General features: G+C 36.3%; 14 protein-coding genes and 1 tRNA gene. 2 read left to right on the top strand and 13 right to left on the bottom strand.

What is annotated here, in order from left to right; all coding sequences use genetic code 11:
• Positions 1–150: 150 nt before the first annotated feature.
• From ACSHW7_RS04910 to ACSHW7_RS04900, 3 genes are all read right to left on the bottom strand, one after another.
• The gene (locus ACSHW7_RS04910; RefSeq protein ID WP_435678196.1) at positions 151–1,125 is read right to left on the bottom strand and encodes a hypothetical protein; all 975 of its coding nucleotides are present in this window, start codon (positions 1,123–1,125) and stop codon (positions 151–153) included.
• Positions 1,109–1,537: a hypothetical protein gene (locus ACSHW7_RS04905; RefSeq protein ID WP_435678195.1), complete on the bottom strand. Its 429-nt coding sequence runs from the start codon at positions 1,535–1,537 to the stop codon at positions 1,109–1,111. Before ACSHW7_RS04905 ends, ACSHW7_RS04910 begins: the two co-directional genes overlap by 17 nt.
• A 100-nt stretch (positions 1,538–1,637) precedes the next feature.
• On the bottom strand, positions 1,638–2,588 hold the full coding sequence (locus ACSHW7_RS04900) for a hypothetical protein (protein ID WP_435678194.1): 951 nt from the start codon (positions 2,586–2,588) through the stop codon (positions 1,638–1,640).
• A gap of 50 nt (positions 2,589–2,638) precedes the next feature.
• Between ACSHW7_RS04900 and ACSHW7_RS04895 the strand changes: the two genes are divergently transcribed.
• Positions 2,639–3,604: an alpha/beta hydrolase gene (locus ACSHW7_RS04895; RefSeq protein WP_435678193.1), complete on the top strand. Its 966-nt coding sequence runs from the start codon at positions 2,639–2,641 to the stop codon at positions 3,602–3,604.
• Positions 3,605–3,651: 47 nt separating this feature from the next.
• Here the strand turns inward: ACSHW7_RS04895 and ACSHW7_RS04890 are convergent, their stop codons facing one another.
• Positions 3,652–5,379, bottom strand: a complete 1,728-nt coding sequence (locus tag ACSHW7_RS04890) for an FAD/NAD(P)-binding protein (RefSeq protein WP_435678192.1) — start codon at positions 5,377–5,379, stop codon at positions 3,652–3,654.
• 193 nt (positions 5,380–5,572) lie between these two features.
• Here ACSHW7_RS04890 and ACSHW7_RS04885 point away from each other — a divergent pair, with 193 nt between their 5' ends.
• A complete protein-coding gene (locus ACSHW7_RS04885; protein WP_435678191.1) occupies positions 5,573–6,775 on the top strand; it encodes an NAD(P)/FAD-dependent oxidoreductase in 1,203 nt (400 codons plus the stop codon).
• A gap of 23 nt (positions 6,776–6,798) precedes the next feature.
• On the opposite strand, the gene ACSHW7_RS04880 is transcribed toward ACSHW7_RS04885, so the two are convergent.
• The 9 genes from ACSHW7_RS04880 to ACSHW7_RS04840 all read right to left on the bottom strand — a co-directional run bounded on the left by ACSHW7_RS04880 (position 6,799) and on the right by ACSHW7_RS04840 (position 18,332).
• Positions 6,799–9,138, bottom strand: a complete 2,340-nt coding sequence (locus ACSHW7_RS04880) for a transglycosylase domain-containing protein (RefSeq protein WP_435678190.1) — start codon at positions 9,136–9,138, stop codon at positions 6,799–6,801.
• 88 nt (positions 9,139–9,226) lie between these two features.
• Positions 9,227–10,144: a leucine-rich repeat domain-containing protein gene (locus ACSHW7_RS04875; RefSeq protein ID WP_435678189.1), complete on the bottom strand. Its 918-nt coding sequence runs from the start codon at positions 10,142–10,144 to the stop codon at positions 9,227–9,229.
• Positions 10,145–10,238: 94 nt separating this feature from the next.
• Positions 10,239–13,211 carry an alkaline phosphatase PhoX gene (locus tag ACSHW7_RS04870; RefSeq protein ID WP_435678188.1) on the bottom strand — a complete coding sequence of 991 codons (2,973 nt, stop codon included), beginning with the start codon at positions 13,209–13,211 and terminating at the stop codon, positions 10,239–10,241.
• Positions 13,212–13,560: 349 nt separating this feature from the next.
• Positions 13,561–15,399 (bottom strand): cytochrome-c peroxidase, encoded by a 1,839-nt coding sequence (locus ACSHW7_RS04865; protein ID WP_435678187.1) that lies wholly within the window; start codon positions 15,397–15,399, stop codon positions 13,561–13,563.
• Between the two features lie 252 nt (positions 15,400–15,651).
• Positions 15,652–15,725 (bottom strand) — tRNA-Asp (locus ACSHW7_RS04860).
• A 171-nt stretch (positions 15,726–15,896) separates the two neighbouring features.
• Positions 15,897–16,826, bottom strand: a complete 930-nt coding sequence (locus ACSHW7_RS04855) for a DUF58 domain-containing protein (protein WP_435678186.1) — start codon at positions 16,824–16,826, stop codon at positions 15,897–15,899.
• Between the two features lie 29 nt (positions 16,827–16,855).
• Positions 16,856–17,404, bottom strand: a complete 549-nt coding sequence (locus ACSHW7_RS04850; protein WP_435678185.1) for a ClpP family protease — start codon at positions 17,402–17,404, stop codon at positions 16,856–16,858.
• A gap of 247 nt (positions 17,405–17,651) precedes the next feature.
• Entirely contained in the window at positions 17,652–17,969 is a 318-nt protein-coding gene (gene trxA / locus ACSHW7_RS04845) for a thioredoxin (RefSeq protein ID WP_435678184.1), read from the bottom strand.
• Between the two features lie 225 nt (positions 17,970–18,194).
• Positions 18,195–18,332 (bottom strand): hypothetical protein, encoded by a 138-nt coding sequence (locus ACSHW7_RS04840; RefSeq protein WP_435678183.1) that lies wholly within the window; start codon positions 18,330–18,332, stop codon positions 18,195–18,197.
• Between the last annotated feature and the right edge of the window lie 69 nt (positions 18,333–18,401).

Below are 18,401 nucleotides of genomic sequence, written 5' to 3'. Positions count from 1 at the left end.
ACAAATAATTATTAAAGGGGATACTATAAATATAAGGATATTCTAAAAAACTTCAACAAAGTTTATCTAAACAAAAAAACCACACGAGTTAACATTTTATTTGTCGTAGGTTGTTTTTGAGTATTAAAAGAATTTAAAACTTCTTATTCATTAAAAATTAAGATTTGAAAGTAGAGAAACTTTAAGTTGTCCAAATTTGGTTTCAGCTAATCCTTTCAAAGGGTCACCTCCATCAAAATATTCATACCCAAATGTGATTGCCGTCTTACCGTTCTTTTTGAGTTTTATATTCAGGTTTGCTGCGTAGTTATGTGTAGTACCAATAAATAGACTTGTTTGAGTGGAGTCTAGTTGTTTTCGAAAAATAACATTGTACCGCAATTGTATGATGTTGTATTGCTTAAAAGCACTATATAAAAAACCACTAAAGGGATAAACTTCTATAGCAAAAGAAGCGTTGAACAACAATACTTCCTCATAATTTATATGTTCTAATCCTATACTATTAAAATGTTGGACTTGTACCCAATCTGACAGTAATTCTCCCGATTTTTTTTCATTTGGATTTTGATTCTTTAACGAGTCACTTTTTTTTGAGTAAGATTCACGTTCATTAGAAGGGTAAAAGCCTCCTGGTTCCAAAATCGACGCAAAACATTCTCCTTTTGCAAAATCATATTCTACAGAGGTGTAAAATAAGTGTTGCATTCCTTTTTTGTCATTTATTCTGTCTTCAGTATATTTCAGCGAGAATTCAGGTTGCAAGTATAATTTGGGATAATTTTTTCGTACACTCATCCCGTAAGCAACTCGCATTCCTATTTGACGTACATTTTGTTTGCTGGAGATTAAGGTATTTCGATGTAACTCTCCAATTGCTGAGATATCTAGATTAAGAGCTTCAATTTTGTATAGTGCTTCAAGAAAACCTTTGACTGCATAACTAGTTGAAATAGTATTACTTTGAGGATAAGTCGCTACAAAACTAGCTGGGTTTATCCTTGTAACTTTATTGTCACTACTACTACCTATATTTATTGAAATTTGTGTTATACCTTCTTGACCAAAAAATAACAATGAAGTAAAGAATAATGAAATTTGAAAAATTCTATTTAGCTGCCTCATAAGATTTTTTTATTAAACCAATTAAGTCCTCTACCTTGACTGCCGCTTCAACTTCTTTTCTCTTTATTAATTTATGCCTTTTTCCAGGCTTCAATTGTTGTACAAGATTTTGAGCAATAAAATTACACCGCCTAGGTAATTCTATACGTATAAAACCAAGCTTGAGCCCAAGGCCCTGTCTTAATGTACTTGACTTTTTTATTATCCTATTAGTAGAGTGAGCAAGCGTATTAACGACTTTTCCAAAAATTAAATCCTCTAGACCCACGTCATTCTGAATCTCTCTATAAATTGGAATAATGCTTTTTTTTACTTGTTGACTTGTGGTGTTTTTTAAAAAATTAGATAATATTCCTAAAAGTAAACCTGCGTCTCTTTTTGTGACCTCAAATTCAATCGTATATTTTTCCATAACTGTTAATTATAATATATAGATAAAGATAGAAGCTGTTATAATAATAATAAATACCCACTAAAGGGTATTTATTTGAAAAACAATGAAATACGATTAACTATTGAAGATTAACAACCCTACTAACCAACTCCCATTTTCCATCCACTTGCTTACTTTCAGTAACCGTAATTTTACTCGGCCCCGTCTTTTTAATCACATCTATAAGCTTGATATTTCTATGGACGTTGGTATTAATAAAAAGTGGTGGCGTAAGGAGTTTGTTATTAGCAGCATCATAAATATAGAGACTTTTAGAGTTGTCTTTAAAACTCCAAAAACCAATCTCATCAGCACCGTCGCCATTGAGGTCTCTTAGGTTTTCTAGTTGCGATTTGTAAGCGTCGTTTATAGTGATAGCTTCAACTCCATTATTACTAAAACGAATCACACTCATGCATCCACCTTTGCATTCAATAGCAGTCTCACCTTGACCTTCAGCAATTTTAGTTGAGGTTACAATAGGCGATTCCACATACGCATAGTCCGAAAGCTCATCCCCATTAAAATCACCGTAAAGTCTTGGGCTTTGCGTAATCTGGGCATTGTTTAATCGCTGTTTTGGGAAGATAGGTGCATCAAGATTATCCGCCTCGGGTAAAACGCCTTCTCTTAGAATTCTAAATTCGCCGTTTTTAAAACTTACCGCCAAAAAATAGGGATACGATGCCTCGACATCGTCGTACGTAACACCAATCTCAAACGTGGCCAGATAATTTCCAGCTTCTTTCGCCACAGTAATTTCGTCATTTAAAATGGCTTGTTTGTAGTCTGGAAATTGCTCCAACAACAACTTTTTATCAAGAGCTACCTGCTCTTTTGTACGCTCTATATCATAATATTCTACCACATCCATATATTGCTGTTTAAGATACGGCGCGCGCAATGCCGTGTGGTTTGAATTCCATTGAGTAACAAAAGCTTTGACAGTTTTTTCGCCCTTTGGGTCAATCTCATTACAGCTAGAAAAGGACAGCACAATCAATAAAGCAACGACAGTAAAAATTCTCATAAACAAAATTGTTTGGGGTTTTAATCGATTCATAAAGATACTCATTTTAGATGTCGGTCTCACTTGTCAATCCACAAAACCTTATCATCGTCTTAACAGAAATGTGCAAACCAACACCCTACCTTTATCGTATTTTTAATAGGCATAAAGCCGAAATATTAATTTCATTCCACATCATGCAAAGATTTCTACTCGTTCTGATTTTCTTAGTTTCACTTTCTAGCTGCGCCGTAAAAAAACATGCCGATATATCCTATTTAAGTTCTCCCGAACTCGAAATCAAATCTGATGGAGAAATCCCGAAACTAAATGTTTTTAATGCCCGTAAAATTTCCGAAGAAAAAAAACCTGTGCTCATCTTTGTTTACGGCGGAAATTGGAATACCGGAAACAAAGATATCTACGGATTTTTAGGTCGTAATTTTGTGAAGCATGGCGTTGTGAGCGTTTTGCCAAATTATACGTTGAGTCCAAAAGCAAACTATGATACCATGGCAAAACAAGTTGCCGAAGCCATCAAATGGACCCAAGATAATATTGCAGCATACGGTGGCGACCCCACTCGTATCTATTTAACAGGACATTCGGCTGGAGGACATTTGGTGGCGCTTGCAGCATTAAACCCTAAATACAATATTAATCCAAAAGACATTTCGGGAATTATATTGAATGATGCAGCTGCGCTTGATATGAAACACTATCTAGAAAACAATCCACCCACAACCGAGAATGACTACCTCACCACCTGGACCAATGACCCAGCCAAGTGGCAGGACGCATCGCCAGTTTATTTTCTTTCTGAAAAAAGCCCACCATTTAAAATCTATCTGGGCAGTAAAACCTACCAATCTATCAAAACAGCAAATGCGCGTTTTCTAGAAGAACTGCACAACTATCAACCCGAAGTACAAGCACAAATCCTTGAGAAAAAACACATTCCTATGGTGTTACAATACTTTTGGCCGTGGAGCAAACGGTACGATGAAATTGTTGAGTTTATGGGCGTAAGCAAATAAATCATAACTAAGAATAACTATAATTTAAAGCCATGATTGATGAATAATTATAGGTTTTCAACGAGCCCTTTTATAACACCTCTTGCCCAATCGTGTGTTTCTGGGCTAAAACATTCTAATATCGCGTCTACGCCCAGAACACTTCCTTTAGCATTTCTTCCCAATACTGCTATTGGAATTTTTTCACTATGATTATCCACGGGTACAATCGTACCATCCGGATTAGTTAAAACACCCAAATCTTCATGAACAGATTGCATAAGTTTTTCATTGACTAAATTATTGAAAATCGGATTTTCAAATTTCTCTAAAACTGGCCCATCCATAACCGAATTACAAAGCATCCCAACAATTACACTCTGACCATTTTTAGTCAATTTCCACCCTTTTTTTATTGTTTCAACTTCGGGATCATTTACATAATCTAAATTTAAAATTCCTGCTTCTACAAGCGCTATGAGTTGTAAAATGCTTTCAACTGGAGGACCGTACGAATATCGTTTAATCTCTTGATCAATTTCTATTAATTCTTTCATCAACTTCGCGGAGATTCCACTAAAAGCAAATAATCGATACATAGTGGGTTGTAAATGACGCCACACTTGCCCAATCGTAAAATCTAAACTTGCGGGTTGTTTTCCCATTGACATTTCCACAGTTTGCTTCATGTATTCTAATGTGGGTAATTGCGTGTCAAGTATTAAATCATGCTTTGTATTTGTGTCCTGCACCCATTTTTTTATGACTTCGGAAATTTCATCTTCATTATAATTTATAGAATTATTTTTTATAAAAATAGAGGTTGCAGCGGCAGCAAATGCATTAAGAATAAAGTTTAAGTTTTTAATTTTCTTTGGTTCCGAAAGTTCATTTCTAATGGCTAATTCAAAAGAATTTATTTGTACTAATGAAGGTTCAAAAAGTTCATCAACTTTTCGTCCATAAGGTTTGGGAACACACGGCAAACCATCAAAACTATAAGGGATGATTTGTTTAACGCAACCTTTGTCTGGAATAAAAGTTAGATAATTTGATATTGATTTCTTTTTGAATTCACCAAATTTATAATTGGTCAATTGCCTTGAAATATCTAGCATTGAAAGCCCAAAACCTTTAATGGCCACGCGCATATCGCTCAAATCCTCCCTTGCAATAAGCTCTTCATAAGGATTATGGATGTAAATAACATTTTGTTCTTTCGCGTGCTTCTTAAATTGTTTGGTTTCATCACTATCTTTAATAGCCGTATGTCCCATTGTCAATAAGCACTCATGAACTTCAATGGTGGTTTTATTTGTAAAAACAGTCACGTTTCCTAAGACATATTCAACTTTATTTACATGCTCTTTATGTAACGAAAGAAAATTATTTTTTAGGAGCACATCGCATAAACTGGTAGCACGTCCGTTAAGATATTTTCCCATTTGTGATCTTTCTGGATAGACGTCTTTGTCATCTTCCATATTTTCTACTTTGTTCGTATCCAGACACCATTGTATGTATGAGGGAAAAGAAGGGATTGTCATGTTATTCCAAATCATTTTCTCCCTTCCTTTTAAATCTTGAAGTGCGTGGTCTGAAATATTAATATAATTAGTTTCAGGCTGATCAATTTCCCAGGCTTTTCCCGTCCCTAAATTTTCAGAAGTTTCAAAAATTAAAAAATGTGGTTGTAAGTTCTTTGAAAAATTACTTAACTCATAGACCAGATCTTCAAGGCAAGATAAACCTCGTGGCCCAAAACCAATTATTGCTATTTTTATATTTTTCTGCATAGAAGTAAAATTCGGGCTTTTGGTTTGCTAACAGTCATATTACTACGTTAAATTTTGGGCATTAATATCGTTTCTTTAAAATTATTAATTAGCAAATTCATACTTCTTAAAAAAACTAGATTATTTGTAGTTAATGTTTACATAACGGCGTTACAACTAACGTATTTAATGATGTACTTTTAATCAAAAAAGTATGGACATTAGATCAAGCGAGCCTTTTTGGCTCATTAAAAATTCCTTATCAGAGAGCTACCCTTCCCTCAAAGAAAATATATCAAAACAAATTGTGATTATAGGTGCTGGGATATCGGGTGCTTTAATTGCATATCAATTAATTAATGATGGACACGAAGTAGTCATGATTGATAAGCGTGATGTTTTTAACGGTAGCAGCGCAGCTAGCACAGCAATGTTGCAGTATGAAATTGATGTTCCCCTACATAAACTTATTGACAAAGTAGGTCTTACTCTTGCAGTTTCAAGTTATCAAGAATGCGAAAAAGCAATTTTTGAGCTGGAATCTTTAGCTAAAAAAATAAAGAGTGAATGTGATTTTGAGAGAAAAAAGAGCATCTACTTTACCACTAATAAAAGAGATGTATCTTTCTTAAAAAAAGAATTTGAGGCTCGAAAAGAGCATGGATTTAAAGTTTCTTGGTTAGAATCTGAAGCGCTGCTGAAATTAGGAATTACCAAAGGTATTGCAGCTATTAAATCTGATTCTGGAGCCTGTATGGACCCCTATAAATTCACCCAAGATTTATTAAAAGTTTGTGTAGCTAAAGGACTTAATATTTATGACCGTACCCATATTACGAATATAGAAGTGAATGAAGACGGTTGCGTTTTAAAAGACGAAAATGGAAATACGATACACTCTCAACACTTGGTACATTGTACTGGTTACGAAAGTGTACAAACATTGAAAGAAAACATTGTAGCTTTAAAAAGCACATATGCCTTAGCTTCTGAAGTTGTGCCAAAAATGCCAACCGCTTTCAAAAACAATATTTTTTGGGACACATCAGAACCCTATCTCTATTTCCGGGATACTCCGGAAGGGCGAATAATCATGGGTGGTGGCGACGGAAAATTTAAGAACGCAAAAGCGAGAAACGCACTCATCGAAAAGAAAAGAAAATCCCTGTCAAAATCATTTTCTAATGTTTTTCAAGAAATACCGTTTGTAGCAGATTATACATGGGCGGGTACCTTTGGAGAAACCAAAGACGGATTACCCTATATGGGAAAACCTGTTCCAGAAAAAAACGAGCACTATATATTAGGTTTTGGAGGTAATGGTATCACCTTTAGCGTAATGGGAATGCAGGCGATTAGTGCCAGTATTGCAGGAAAGCCACACCCGTTTTTAGAGTTTTATAAATTTGATAGATAAAATAATTACTGCCCAAAATCACATTATTTATTTAAAGATTGATCTTTAACAGTATCTTGAACCACTCCCGAAATTGAATCCACAGGGATAACCATATCTCTCAATTGGAGTTGTTTCAAATATGTGGAATCGTTTTTATAGAAATTGGTGGCTTCGCTCGCGGGTAGTTCACTAAATGTGGGGCATCTAAAATATGAGGTTTCATATTCAAAATTAGTAATCATTGGTCTTGTCCAACTACTCAATCCTTTAAACATAGATGCCACCATTGGCATTGCTGTTCTTGCTCCGCTTCCTAAACTGGTACTTTTAAAATGGACACGTTTATCTTGTGTACCTACCCAAGCACCAATCACAACTTCAGGGGAAGCACCAATAAACCAACCATCGCCATTATTTTGGGTCGTGCCCGTTTTTCCTATAATATTAAATGGTATTTCGTATGCTCTAAATGAAGTTCCGCTGCCTTCAGTCAATACTTCACCCATCATTTGTTGCAATTGTTTAATGGATTTCTCTGAGGCTACTCGTCCTTTATATTTCGGCTTTGCCTCAAACAATACGGTTCCAGCTTCATCTGTGATTTTTTGAATCATATAGGGTTCTACCAATTGCCCACCATTTGAAATGCTTGCGTACGCTGTGACCATTTCAAGCAGATTGATATCTGCCGTTCCCAAAACAATGGACGGCACATCTGGAATAGTAGCGGTAATCCCCATTTTTTCTGCCTGCTTCTTCACTTTGGGAACCCCCACCCGCATCTGCAATGCCACCGAAACCGTGTTCACTGAATTCGCCAATGCACCCTGCACGCTGTAACTACCACCGTAACTGCCACTGGAATTTCGCGGTTGCCAATTTTCATATTGAGAATAGGTGCGCAAGGTATTGTCATAAAAATCGCACGGCTCAATGCCTTGTTGGAGTGCGGTGAGATAGGTAATTGGCTTGAAAGTGGATCCCACTTGTTTGGGCGCTTTTATATTATCAATTTGTGAAAATCCATAATCAATCCCTCCCAAATACCCTAAAATGGCTCCACTGCGGCTGTTCATGGCAAGAATGCCCGTATGCAATCGCACGATGGCACTTATCACACTGTCTTGATAGCTTTGTTGCCGCGGTTCAAAACCTTTGTTTACTTCCCAATATTTTCTCGCTGTTGTTCTTTGCAGGAATGCTTCAATTTCTTCGAGAGATTTTCCTTGGTCTTGTAGTTGTTTTACTTTGGGCTGTTGTGCCATCAATTTTTTTATGAATGCTTCTTTTCCGCCTTCGGTAGTGTTGCTATCCCAATATTCTGCCATCGATTTCTGAAGACGTTCTATATTACGAACCATCGCATTTTCGGCATATTTTTGAATGTTGGGTTGTAAGGTAGTATAGATGTTGAGTCCGTCTTTTTCGAGGTCATAAATTGCTCCATCTGGGCTTGGATTATTTTCTGCCCAAGCCGTAAATTCCTTTTTTACAAACTCTTTGTAGTATCCCGATAAAGAGGAGTTTTTTTCTGGCGGACTGTAATTTAAAACTATGGGTGTTTTGGCTTTGGTTGCTTCCTCTTCTGTAATTGCGCCGTATTTGACCATTTGGTCAAGTACCGTGTTTCGGCGATTTGTGGAATTGTTTGGGTTTCTTCGGGGATTATAATATGTGGGTGCTTTGAGCACTCCTACAAGTGTTGCAGATTCGGTCAACGTTAATTTCTCGGGTGTTTTGCTGAAAAACCGTTGCGATGCTTTTTCGATTCCGTAGAGATTTTCACCAAAAGAAACCGTGTTGAAATACAACAATAACAATTCGTCTTTTGAGTAAATACTTTCGAGCCTTTTTGCGATGATTACTTCCCGCATTTTACTAATGGGTGTGCTCAGCAACCACAAATCTTTTCTTCCGAAGACATTTTTGGCAATTTGCTGTGTAATGGTACTTCCACCCCCTTTTCCTTGTTGCAATAATACCGACTTTACCAAAACTCTCGCGTAGCTTTTGTAGTCAATGCCCGAATGTTCATAAAACCTTGCATCTTCGGTAGCTACGAGTGCTTTTTTGAGAAATGGGTTTAGCTGAACGCTGTCTATATTGCTTCGGTTTTGCATGTAGAAATAGGCAATTGGTTTTTTGTCGCTTCCGTAGATGGTAGAAGTAACGGGGTTTTTAAGACTCGCCAATTCTTTTTTATTGGGAACGTGACCAAACAAACCTATGTACGTACAAAAAAATAAAAGTAGCACAAATGATATGCCCGTGAGAATAGCATATCCCAAAAACTTGAAGGGTTTTTTACGTGCAAATTGAAAAACTTGCTTCAATGAAGCGGATGTCTTTTTTAAATATTTCTGAAATGTAAACGATGCCAAATTGATAAATTTTATATCACCAATTTACAGTAATTTTTTGACCCTTTTAATCAATTGGACTTTAAGATTTAGAAAAGCATTGATTTTTCTAAAAATAAACCGAACACCCCTTTAATTCATTTTTAATCCTCGCTTGCTCTTGAGGTGAAAAATTGTTTTCTGTGAGAATTAATGTTGTGAGTTTTGAAAGGTTTTTTAAATTTTTTGGAAGTTCTTTTAAGTTGTTGTTTGTGAGAATGAGCAGTTCAAGATTTTCTAATTCTGTGATGCTTTCGGGCAGTGCGACTAAATTATTGTCGTTCAACTTTAAAGTTGTCAGCGCATTTAATTGTCCTATGTTTTTTGGAAGTATTTTGAGATTATTGAATTCAAGATTGAGTTCTTTTAATGCGTTTAATTGTAACCAAGATTGATCTATTTCATAAAATTGATTGTACCCTAAATCGAGCAGCTCCAATGCCATAAGTCGTTGCATATTTTCTGGGAGATAACTCAGTTGGTTATTGTCCAATTGCAGGACTTTTAACTTCGTGCAATTTGTAATTTCATCTGGAATACGGGTAAGTGTATTTCCTGAAAGATGTAGATTTTGCATTTTTAGAAGCAACCCGATAGATTCTGAAATTTCAACCACCCCATTATCCGCTACATCGAGGGAAGTGAGGTTCTGTAATTTTTTTATATCGGCTGGGATTGTTGTCAGTCCGTTGGCTTTCAAATTGAGTACTTCAAGTTGTTTTAGTTGAAACAATGCGCTATCCCATTTTTCAAAATTATTGCGCATGGCATTTAAAAATTTGAGGTTTTCAAGTTGTACTATTTCCGAAGGAATAACAAACAAATGTTGGTCCCTCAAATTAAGATGTTTTGCGTCTGGGTTTTGGGAGATTGCTTTTTCTATGGAATAATAAACTTCATCTTGCAACGGGTTTGCGTATTGCGCGTTAGAGCAAAATATACCCGCGCTGGTGACGATTAATATCGCTATTAAATTTTTTAATTTCATTGTATTTATTTGATGTTTTATATTTCTGAAGTATTAAAAAAAAGGACTGACGGTCTCCTCAAACCATCAGCCCTCTTCCATAATTAACTTACACTTAATTTTTAGTGAGCAACTTATAAGTTGCCGTGCTTTGACCTACTTGCACTTTAAGCATTAACACTTGGTTAGCACTCATGTATGCTGACAGATCCATCGTTGCAGTCGCTTTGTTACCGCTAGTTTGAACCTCGTTTGTTGTCATCAAATGTCTTCCTAACATATCAAAAACCGTTATGGTTACTCCTTCGTCACCAAGTTCGTTCAAGTCAATATTTACAATACCGCTGGTTGGGTTTGGATATACTGTTACGTTGTTTTTAAGAACCTCATCGATACCTAACAATTGAACTAAAATATAGTCATCTTTCAACTCCATTTGACTTTCTCCCGCAATGTTAGATACCACAAGTGAAACATTGAAAGCGCCTTCGTCAAGATATGCTACCGTAGGAGATTGCTCTGTTGATGTTGCTGGAATACCACCTTCAAAGGTCCATGCCCAAGTTGCAGGTGTGTTCTGGCTCAAATCTGTAAAAGTCACTGCTGTTCCAGGTGCTGTATTTGTGATAGAAGCTTCAAAATCTGCTACTGGCACTTGCGCTCCCAAGTTTTCTTTAATTGCAAAAACTACCGTTGCTGATGCATTGAATGTAACGTCATTGAATGTTGCATCTTGTTGTGGTGTATTGCTTCCGCTAGGATGTTGTACCGAAAAGAAACCAAATTTAAAATCTGGTGTAAACGTCAATCCAGTTGGCTCAGATCCATTAGGCATAGAAGCGAAAAGTTCAACTTTAGGATTTGCTTGTGTGTGGTCTGGGCGTACTACCCAAATGTAGTTGTTACCTCCATCTTGCAATACCCAAAGATTTCCTTTGTCATCAAAAGTAAGGTTGTCGTTTCCGCCACCCCAAGACTCAGTGAATGTTCCATTTTCAGTTGTGATTTCATAGTCCATTCCACCTACAAAAGTTCTGAAATTTGATATGCTAGTACCGTTGTCAGTAAATTTATAGGTTCTTCCTTTTCCCTTTGAAGTAAAATAGATTTCTCCTGTAACAGGATTGATTTCACAATCTTCAACACCGTTAAAATCTGTCCCACCTAAAGCCGCTGCTGCAGCTCTTACGTTGTTACGTTCTGCTTTAGTAGTATTTGGTACTTGAATCCACTGTGCCGAAGGTGATGAAGGATCATTATTCACTAATGGTGTGTCTAATTTAAGCACATAAAGTGTTCCTGAAGAAAGGTTTCCTGGAGCATCTGCAACAAACTTGTAAACACAATCTGTTCCACCGTCTTCACCATAATAAGCCGTTACCATATCATCAGAAACCACAACATTTTCATGGTTCATACGTCCCATTGCCCATAGTTTTTCTTGTCCGTTACCGTAATTGATAACACGTGCAGTTTCAGGATCAATTTCAACTAACCAGCCCACATCTTGATATCCATCATTGTTTTGGTCTCCACCATTGGTAGACTCTTCCGCAGTGATTACTGTTCCCCAAGGAGTTACTCCACCAGAGCAGTTTCTAGTTGTAGTAACTAATGCTGTGTTGTATAAATCAACTGGTTGAGACTGATCTACTACCCATAATTGAGTAGCTTCATCATAATGAACATCTACAATCGAGACACCACCGGGAGTTGTCTCATGATTTACAGAAACGTACCCTTCCGTACTTGAACCTGCAATTGGTATAAAACCAGTAAAATCATTATTTCCAGGGACAGTTCCACCACCTATAGTATATTCATCTCCTTGCTTAAAAATTAATTGAAACTTATGTTCTGAAGCGATAATCATATTCTCCGTTTGACCTGTTGGATCAATAGAGGTAAAACAACCTATTTCCCCATCAACACATGTAAAAGGATCTACTGGAATTTCTGCATTTTGCATGTACATATCAAATTTTAAATCTGAACTCTGTGCATCACGGTTGTGTAATTCTACTGAAATACGATTGATTCCATTTACGAATGCTGTTTTAGGTACTTGAGTTACAAAATATGTGCTTTCGTCAGCACCACCAACTGTACTTTCTGCTCCCGTTAAATAATCGAATGCTCCTGCCGGCATGTTATCACGAAATACTTCTACTCCATTTACATACACAATAGCACCATCGTCACGTACTAAACCAAATTCTACCATATCTGCCATCATTGCAAGATCAACCTCTATTTCTTTTGAGAAATAGGTTGTAATATATTTGTTTGCTGGATCTGGTCCGAAAGAAATTTCAGTAGTCACAGGGTCACCATAACCAAAATTTCCAACACCTATTGCCCAAGTAGAAACATCATACGTTCCCTCCGTCCAAGGTGCTGCGTCAAGACTCACACCAGTATCTAAATATCTCCAAGCTGATAATGGAGCAACTGGATATGGTGCAGGGTCTAAAGTTACAGGTACAAAATCTGTAAAAAAGTCAAATCCTAAATCTGAGCTACCTGGTGTTGCTTGATGTAATTCTACAGCGATTACATTTGTTCCATTCACTAAAAGGTTTGAAGTTGTAAAAAGATCAAAATCATTTTCGTCACCACCACCTATAGTTCCAGATGCATATGTATTATAGTTTATAGTACCTGCAGGCATGTTAGCACGGTGTATTTCAGTACCATTTAAATATACAACGACACCATCATCAAAAAGGATGTTGTACAAAAGGTCGCCATATTGTGCTGTATTTGTAACTTCAAATTCATATCTGAAATAATACGTTGGATACTTATTATTTTGATTAGGACCAAAATTTAAGGTTGTAGTTTCGTTTCCGTCGCCATAACCAAATTTACCGTTACCGGTTTGCCAAGCGCTATCGTCATAATTGATTGTTGACCAGCTTGTGCCTAAGTCAACTCCCGTATCATTATAACTCCAATTGCTACCTGCCGCAAATGGATAAGGGCCTGCCATTGTTGTCGTGTTTGTTGTTTCTGAAGCTGTTGCAGATACGGTAAATAGTACCGAAAGCATGCACAGAAAACCTACTAATAGTCGTTCTTTTTTCATGTTTAATTTTTTTAAAAAGTTTAAGGTTTATTTTAGTTCCCCAAAACTACAGCGACTAAAAGCGAAATATGGAAACTCAGGATTACCTGTTTTTTACTAAACTTTTAATGCAACGTTAAAGACGTTACCTCAACATTAAGCAACAGTCCTCCTTGATACTGAAATGTGACCCCAATTTAAGCTTAGTGTTACCTCAGTCTTAATAGAACTGGCAGCTAGAAGGTTATAGAAACAGCTATGAAATTGAGAAGTAAAACAATTTGAAAAAGATTAAATCCCTAACTTCTGAAATAGAAGAAAAGAAAGATAATTTTTTGAAAATCAAATAAATAGATGAAAATAACTGCTATTAAAAAGAAGCGGTTGAAACATCGGTTAAAGAATTAAGAAATGAAATAATATCTCTTATCTCATTTTCAGTAAGTTCAAGCGGAGCGTCTGAAAGTGTTTGATTGGTGACTTCTAATCCCAATCCTGCGCCGCCGCCTTTATTATAAAAATCTAAAACTTGTTCCAACGTTTCATAGGCACCATTATGAAAATAAGGTGCGGTCAAAGCTATATTTCGAACTGTTGTGGTTTTAAACGACTTTTCATAGATCCAAGCAGCTTCAGCATTGATTCCGTTTTTCCATCTTCCTTCATCGGTGTCTAATACTGGAATTCCATTTGAATTTTTTAACACCCCAAGAATTTCGGTTTCCGTGTCAATAAATAATGGCGGCACCAATCCTGAAAATGTAGGTGCAAAATGGCAGGTAGCGCAATTGCCTTTTCCCATAAATATATTGAACCCATTTTTAACTTTGGGATCAATAAAATTAGATTCTCCACGCACATATTTGTCAAACGGACTATTAAAAGACTGTAAAGAAAGTACATAACTCGCAAGAGCAGTAGAAATTTTTCTCCTTGAAATATCCTTATCATCAAAGGCCTTTTCAAACTTTTCTTTATATACTGGGGTCTCGCTAATGGATGCTAAAAGTTGCGAATAATCTGTGTCAAACTCATCACTATTGAAAATAACATGCTCAGCTTGTTGTTCCAGATTGAAAGCTCTCACATCGTAAAAAAATCGTTCGGCATACACTGCGTTTAACAACGTGGGAGCATTGCGAAGCACATTTTTTCCATCCACATTACTCATTGAAGTTGTAAGTCCGTCCGTAAATGCAAGTTCTGGTTTGTGGCAGGAAGCACAACTCATTTCTTTATTTTTACTGAGAGAAGTATCGTAAAACAGCGTTTTTCCTAATGCTCGCAAATTAGGACTGTCTTCACTTTCTGTGAGTTGTGTAAAAAAATAAGGGTCAAGAAAATCGGTTCCAAAAATACTTTTACTGTTCAGGTTCCAAGCGGTGGCATTTGTCTTTTCTGAATTTTTACTTTCTTCTGAAATGTTACCCAATAATTCATAAAGCGGATCAATTGTTTCTGTTAAAAATTGGAGCCTATCAAAATCTTCAAATGAAGCTTTCTCGATTTGAACAATAGCACGGGCAGTGATGTTATTTATTTCAGCTTTATTCCTCTTGGAAATAGCGTTTGATTGCGCCAAAATTATGCTCATTGCTTGCAGCGAAATTGCAGATTCCTCTAAACCGTTTGCCGAACCGGGGGTGTCAAAACCGGTAACGCCCAACGAAAAAATGCGCACCAATTGCATGCGGCTTGCATTGATTAAAGTGCTTGAATCGGCTTTGCTACTTTGTAAAGCAGTTGAAATAGCGTTGAAATTTGCTTTCAGTTTTTTAGTGAGCGCTGCGATTTTGACTTTCTCTTCTGCTGGTGCATCGCTGTATATGAGTTCGTCAAGTATCTGTAATCCTTCGGGGGGAACTACTGTGGGCTGATTTCCAGATTTTTTTGCTTTTAGTAAAGGTGCTCCGTTGAGGTGGGAGTTTGCATATTTAGGATATAAATACGCTACATAATATTCTGCTTTTTTATATGAATTACGGGCGTTCGTGAGTGCTTTTTGTAATGAATCAACACTTACATTATCCTGCTGAAATGCGGCAGCTGTCAAATCTAAAGTATTGATTTTATCTTCGGTTTCTTTTAAAAAATCTTTAATGGTGATTGGTCTTTCACTATATACAGTAGCTTTTGAAGTACACTGAATCAAAAACATAATACTACAAAAGGCGATAATAAAATATATAGGAGTGGTAATTTTCAACATAGCTGCGTCTTTGAGAAGCAAACCTATTGAATTACTGTAAGTGGATTGTTAGGGTAGTATTATGAAAATATTAAGGATGTGGGGATTTAGAAATTGATAAGAATATCCCAAAAACAAAAAAAGCCCATCAACCACTGGCTGATAAAGCTTCTCATCGGTCTAATTTCTTAAACCACATCACGCCTTAGGCGTAACAACACAACATCATTCTCACCCTCAGGTGAGATGTCTTTCTAAAAAAGACATAAATTGCGGTCTGGACGAGACTCGAACTCGCGACCCCCTGCGTGACAGGCAGGTATTCTAACCAACTGAACTACCAGACCGTGCTACTATTTTAAAGACTTTACTAGCATGTCTTTGCTAAAATTGCTCTTAGCGAGGGCAAATATAAGACTAGTTTAAATATCTGCAAACAATTATTTTAAAAAAAGAACTATTTTTTTAGACAACTACTTATTGTACTTGATAATCAATGTAATTGGCTTCAATAAAAATCAACCAAATTTTCCTCGCTCCACTAAATAGGTTGTCAATATTTTATTAAAATGCTCATTGATATCCACGGGAACATATTTAATGCGGTATTGTCCACACTTGACCGAAAGCTCATCAAAATAGCGTTTAACAGCCGATTCATAATTTTCTTTTATATTATCAGCATATAGATTAACATGCTCTCCTGTTTCCACGTCAATAAATCTTTTAGGGCGGTTATTGAAATCAAACTGCAACTCTTTTTCTTTATCGTAAGTATGGAATAAAACCACTTCATGTTTGTTATACTTTAAATGTTGTAAAGCTTCAAAAAGTTTTTCCTCTTCAGTGTCACTTTGAAACATGTCTGTAAATAAAAATACAAGACTTCGGCGTTTTAACTTTTCAGCAATTAAGTGGAGATGCGAGTATGTTTTGGTCTGTACTTCCTTACGTGATTGTAATAATGCATTATTAAGATGTTGTAATAACATATGATGATGCCGTTCACTTCCTTTTTCACTAGAATAAAATTCATACGTATCACTATAAATACTTAATCCCACAGCATCACGCTGGCGTTTAAGTAAATTCATAATGGAAGCGCCTGCCAATACTGAAAATCCAATTTTATTTAGAGAATCAATTGAAAAATCCTTCATTTTAGGATAATGCATGGAGCTACTGTTGTCAACGATTAGATGACACCGTAAGTTAGTTTCCTCTTCGTAGCGCTTGGTGTAAAGCTTATCCGTTTTTGCGTATAATTTCCAATCAATATGCTTTGTACTCTCGCCGTTATTATAAATTTTATGTTCTGCAAATTCTGCTGAAAAGCCATGAAATGGAGATTTATGTAATCCAGAAATAAACCCCTCCACCACTTGGGTGGCGAGCAATTCAAGGTTTTTAAAACCTGTTATTTCATTTATTTCCTTTTCTATATCCATTTACAGAGATTTGAGATTTTTAGGAATTTCTAAAGAACTCCATCTACAATCCCGTACTTTATACTTTCGTCTGCATCCATCCAATGATCACGATTAAAGTCTTTCATTACTTTTTCGTAATCTTGTCCGCAGTTTTCTGCTAGAATACGTGCGCTCAATTCTTTAGTTTTAAGAATTTCCTGTGCGGTAATTTCAATATCACTAGCTTGTCCTCTTGCGCCACCACTAGGTTGATGTATCATAACGCGTGCGTTAGGCTGAATGAAACGACGCCCTTTCTCGCCAACCGAAAGCAATATACTTCCCATACTTGCAGCTAGTCCTGTGCAAATTGTTGACACTGGACTTTTAATGCTTTTAATAGTATCGTACATTGAAAAGCCACTAGTAACATAACCTCCTGGACTGTTGATATATAATTTAATTTCATCGTGGTTCAATGAATCTAAATACATCAAACGATCTACAACGTGTCTTGCGCTTTTATCATCTACTTGACCCCATAAAAAAATTGTTCGGTCTTCGAGTTGTTGATTTTCTATCTTATCCTGTACTTTTTGTTTTTTATCTGTGCTCATGCTAACTGCCCGAGAAGTCGGGTAACTATTTTATAACCCTTTTGAGGATGTTCCAATTTAAAACTTCATTTCTTTTTTCACTGAATAAAGAATGATTCAGTTACCCAAAGATAACAAAATTATATCCCTTTTATCGGTGCAAAACAATCCAATTGCAATGCATATTTCCGAAGTAAATCGCAAAATATTTCATAAAAAAAGACTCAACAAAATGCCGAGTCTTTTACGAATTTATTTCTAGAATTGACTATAAAAGTGAGTCAATCGCCTCTGCGTACGTTGCTTTCTGTGCAACACCCACTTGACGTCCCACTAATTCACCGTTGTTGAAAATCAAAACCGTAGGAATGTTTCTCACACCATATTTTGCTGCAAATTCTTGGTTTGCATCCACGTCCATTTTCCCAACAACCGCCTTACCTTCGTAGTCATTGCTAATTTCGTCAATGATTGGTCCTACCATACGGCAAGGTCCACACCAAGCTGCCCAGAAGTCAACTAATACGGGTTTGTCACTCTTTAATACTGTTTCTTCAAATGTAGCGTCTGTGATTTCTAAAGCCATCTTATTTATTTTTTAGTTTGACCAAAGCCAAAATTGTGTTTAACATTTTTTTCTATACACAAAAGTAGTCAATAATTATTCCAAAACTTACAGTGGACATATTACTTTCGGTGATACAAATATCAACACAATTTATATGTATTCCAAATTTCTAAATATGCTTCTCTATATGTTTTAGGGGGATTCGCGCAGAAAAAGCGCGACCGGGCTATCTGCTACAATCCGCTAACAAATTTCATAGAACAATGGCATTATTGAGCGTTGTTTTAAAATTTCGGCGAAAGCCTTACTATGTGCACTGGCGGGATTTCCACTACTATCCCTATCCCGGAGTTTAATTGCAACGGCTTGTGCTTGTTCCATTTTGTACAAAGTAACTTTGCTAAAGTTTCTACAAACTACTAGGCAAATATTAGTAAAGTCAATACATTT

The organism is Patiriisocius sp. (assembly GCF_051252435.1).
In the GTDB taxonomy this organism is placed as follows: domain Bacteria; phylum Bacteroidota; class Bacteroidia; order Flavobacteriales; family Flavobacteriaceae; genus Patiriisocius.
Note: the sequence above shows the minus strand (reverse complement) of the source record. Positions and strands in the feature narration are given on the sequence as shown.

What these genes read in the sequence shown, in the direction of transcription:
- ACSHW7_RS04910 (WP_435678196.1), bottom strand. Translation starts at nt 1,125, where the DNA reads ATGAGGCAGCTAAATAGAATTTTTCAAATTTCATTATTCTTTACTTCA.
- ACSHW7_RS04875 (WP_435678189.1), bottom strand. Translation starts at nt 10,144, where the DNA reads ATGAAATTAAAAAATTTAATAGCGATATTAATCGTCACCAGCGCGGGT.
- ACSHW7_RS04870 (WP_435678188.1), bottom strand. Translation starts at nt 13,211, where the DNA reads ATGAAAAAAGAACGACTATTAGTAGGTTTTCTGTGCATGCTTTCGGTA.
- ACSHW7_RS04895 (WP_435678193.1), top strand. Translation starts at nt 2,639, where the DNA reads ATGTCGGTCTCACTTGTCAATCCACAAAACCTTATCATCGTCTTAACA.
- ACSHW7_RS04850 (WP_435678185.1), bottom strand. Translation starts at nt 17,404, where the DNA reads ATGAGCACAGATAAAAAACAAAAAGTACAGGATAAGATAGAAAATCAA.
- trxA (WP_435678184.1), bottom strand. Translation starts at nt 17,969, where the DNA reads ATGGCTTTAGAAATCACAGACGCTACATTTGAAGAAACAGTATTAAAG.
- ACSHW7_RS04865 (WP_435678187.1), bottom strand. Translation starts at nt 15,399, where the DNA reads ATGTTGAAAATTACCACTCCTATATATTTTATTATCGCCTTTTGTAGT.
- ACSHW7_RS04890 (WP_435678192.1), bottom strand. Translation starts at nt 5,379, where the DNA reads ATGCAGAAAAATATAAAAATAGCAATAATTGGTTTTGGGCCACGAGGT.
- ACSHW7_RS04855 (WP_435678186.1), bottom strand. Translation starts at nt 16,826, where the DNA reads ATGGATATAGAAAAGGAAATAAATGAAATAACAGGTTTTAAAAACCTT.
- ACSHW7_RS04900 (WP_435678194.1), bottom strand. Translation starts at nt 2,588, where the DNA reads ATGAGAATTTTTACTGTCGTTGCTTTATTGATTGTGCTGTCCTTTTCT.
- ACSHW7_RS04840 (WP_435678183.1), bottom strand. Translation starts at nt 18,332, where the DNA reads ATGGAACAAGCACAAGCCGTTGCAATTAAACTCCGGGATAGGGATAGT.
- ACSHW7_RS04885 (WP_435678191.1), top strand. Translation starts at nt 5,573, where the DNA reads ATGGACATTAGATCAAGCGAGCCTTTTTGGCTCATTAAAAATTCCTTA.
- ACSHW7_RS04905 (WP_435678195.1), bottom strand. Translation starts at nt 1,537, where the DNA reads ATGGAAAAATATACGATTGAATTTGAGGTCACAAAAAGAGACGCAGGT.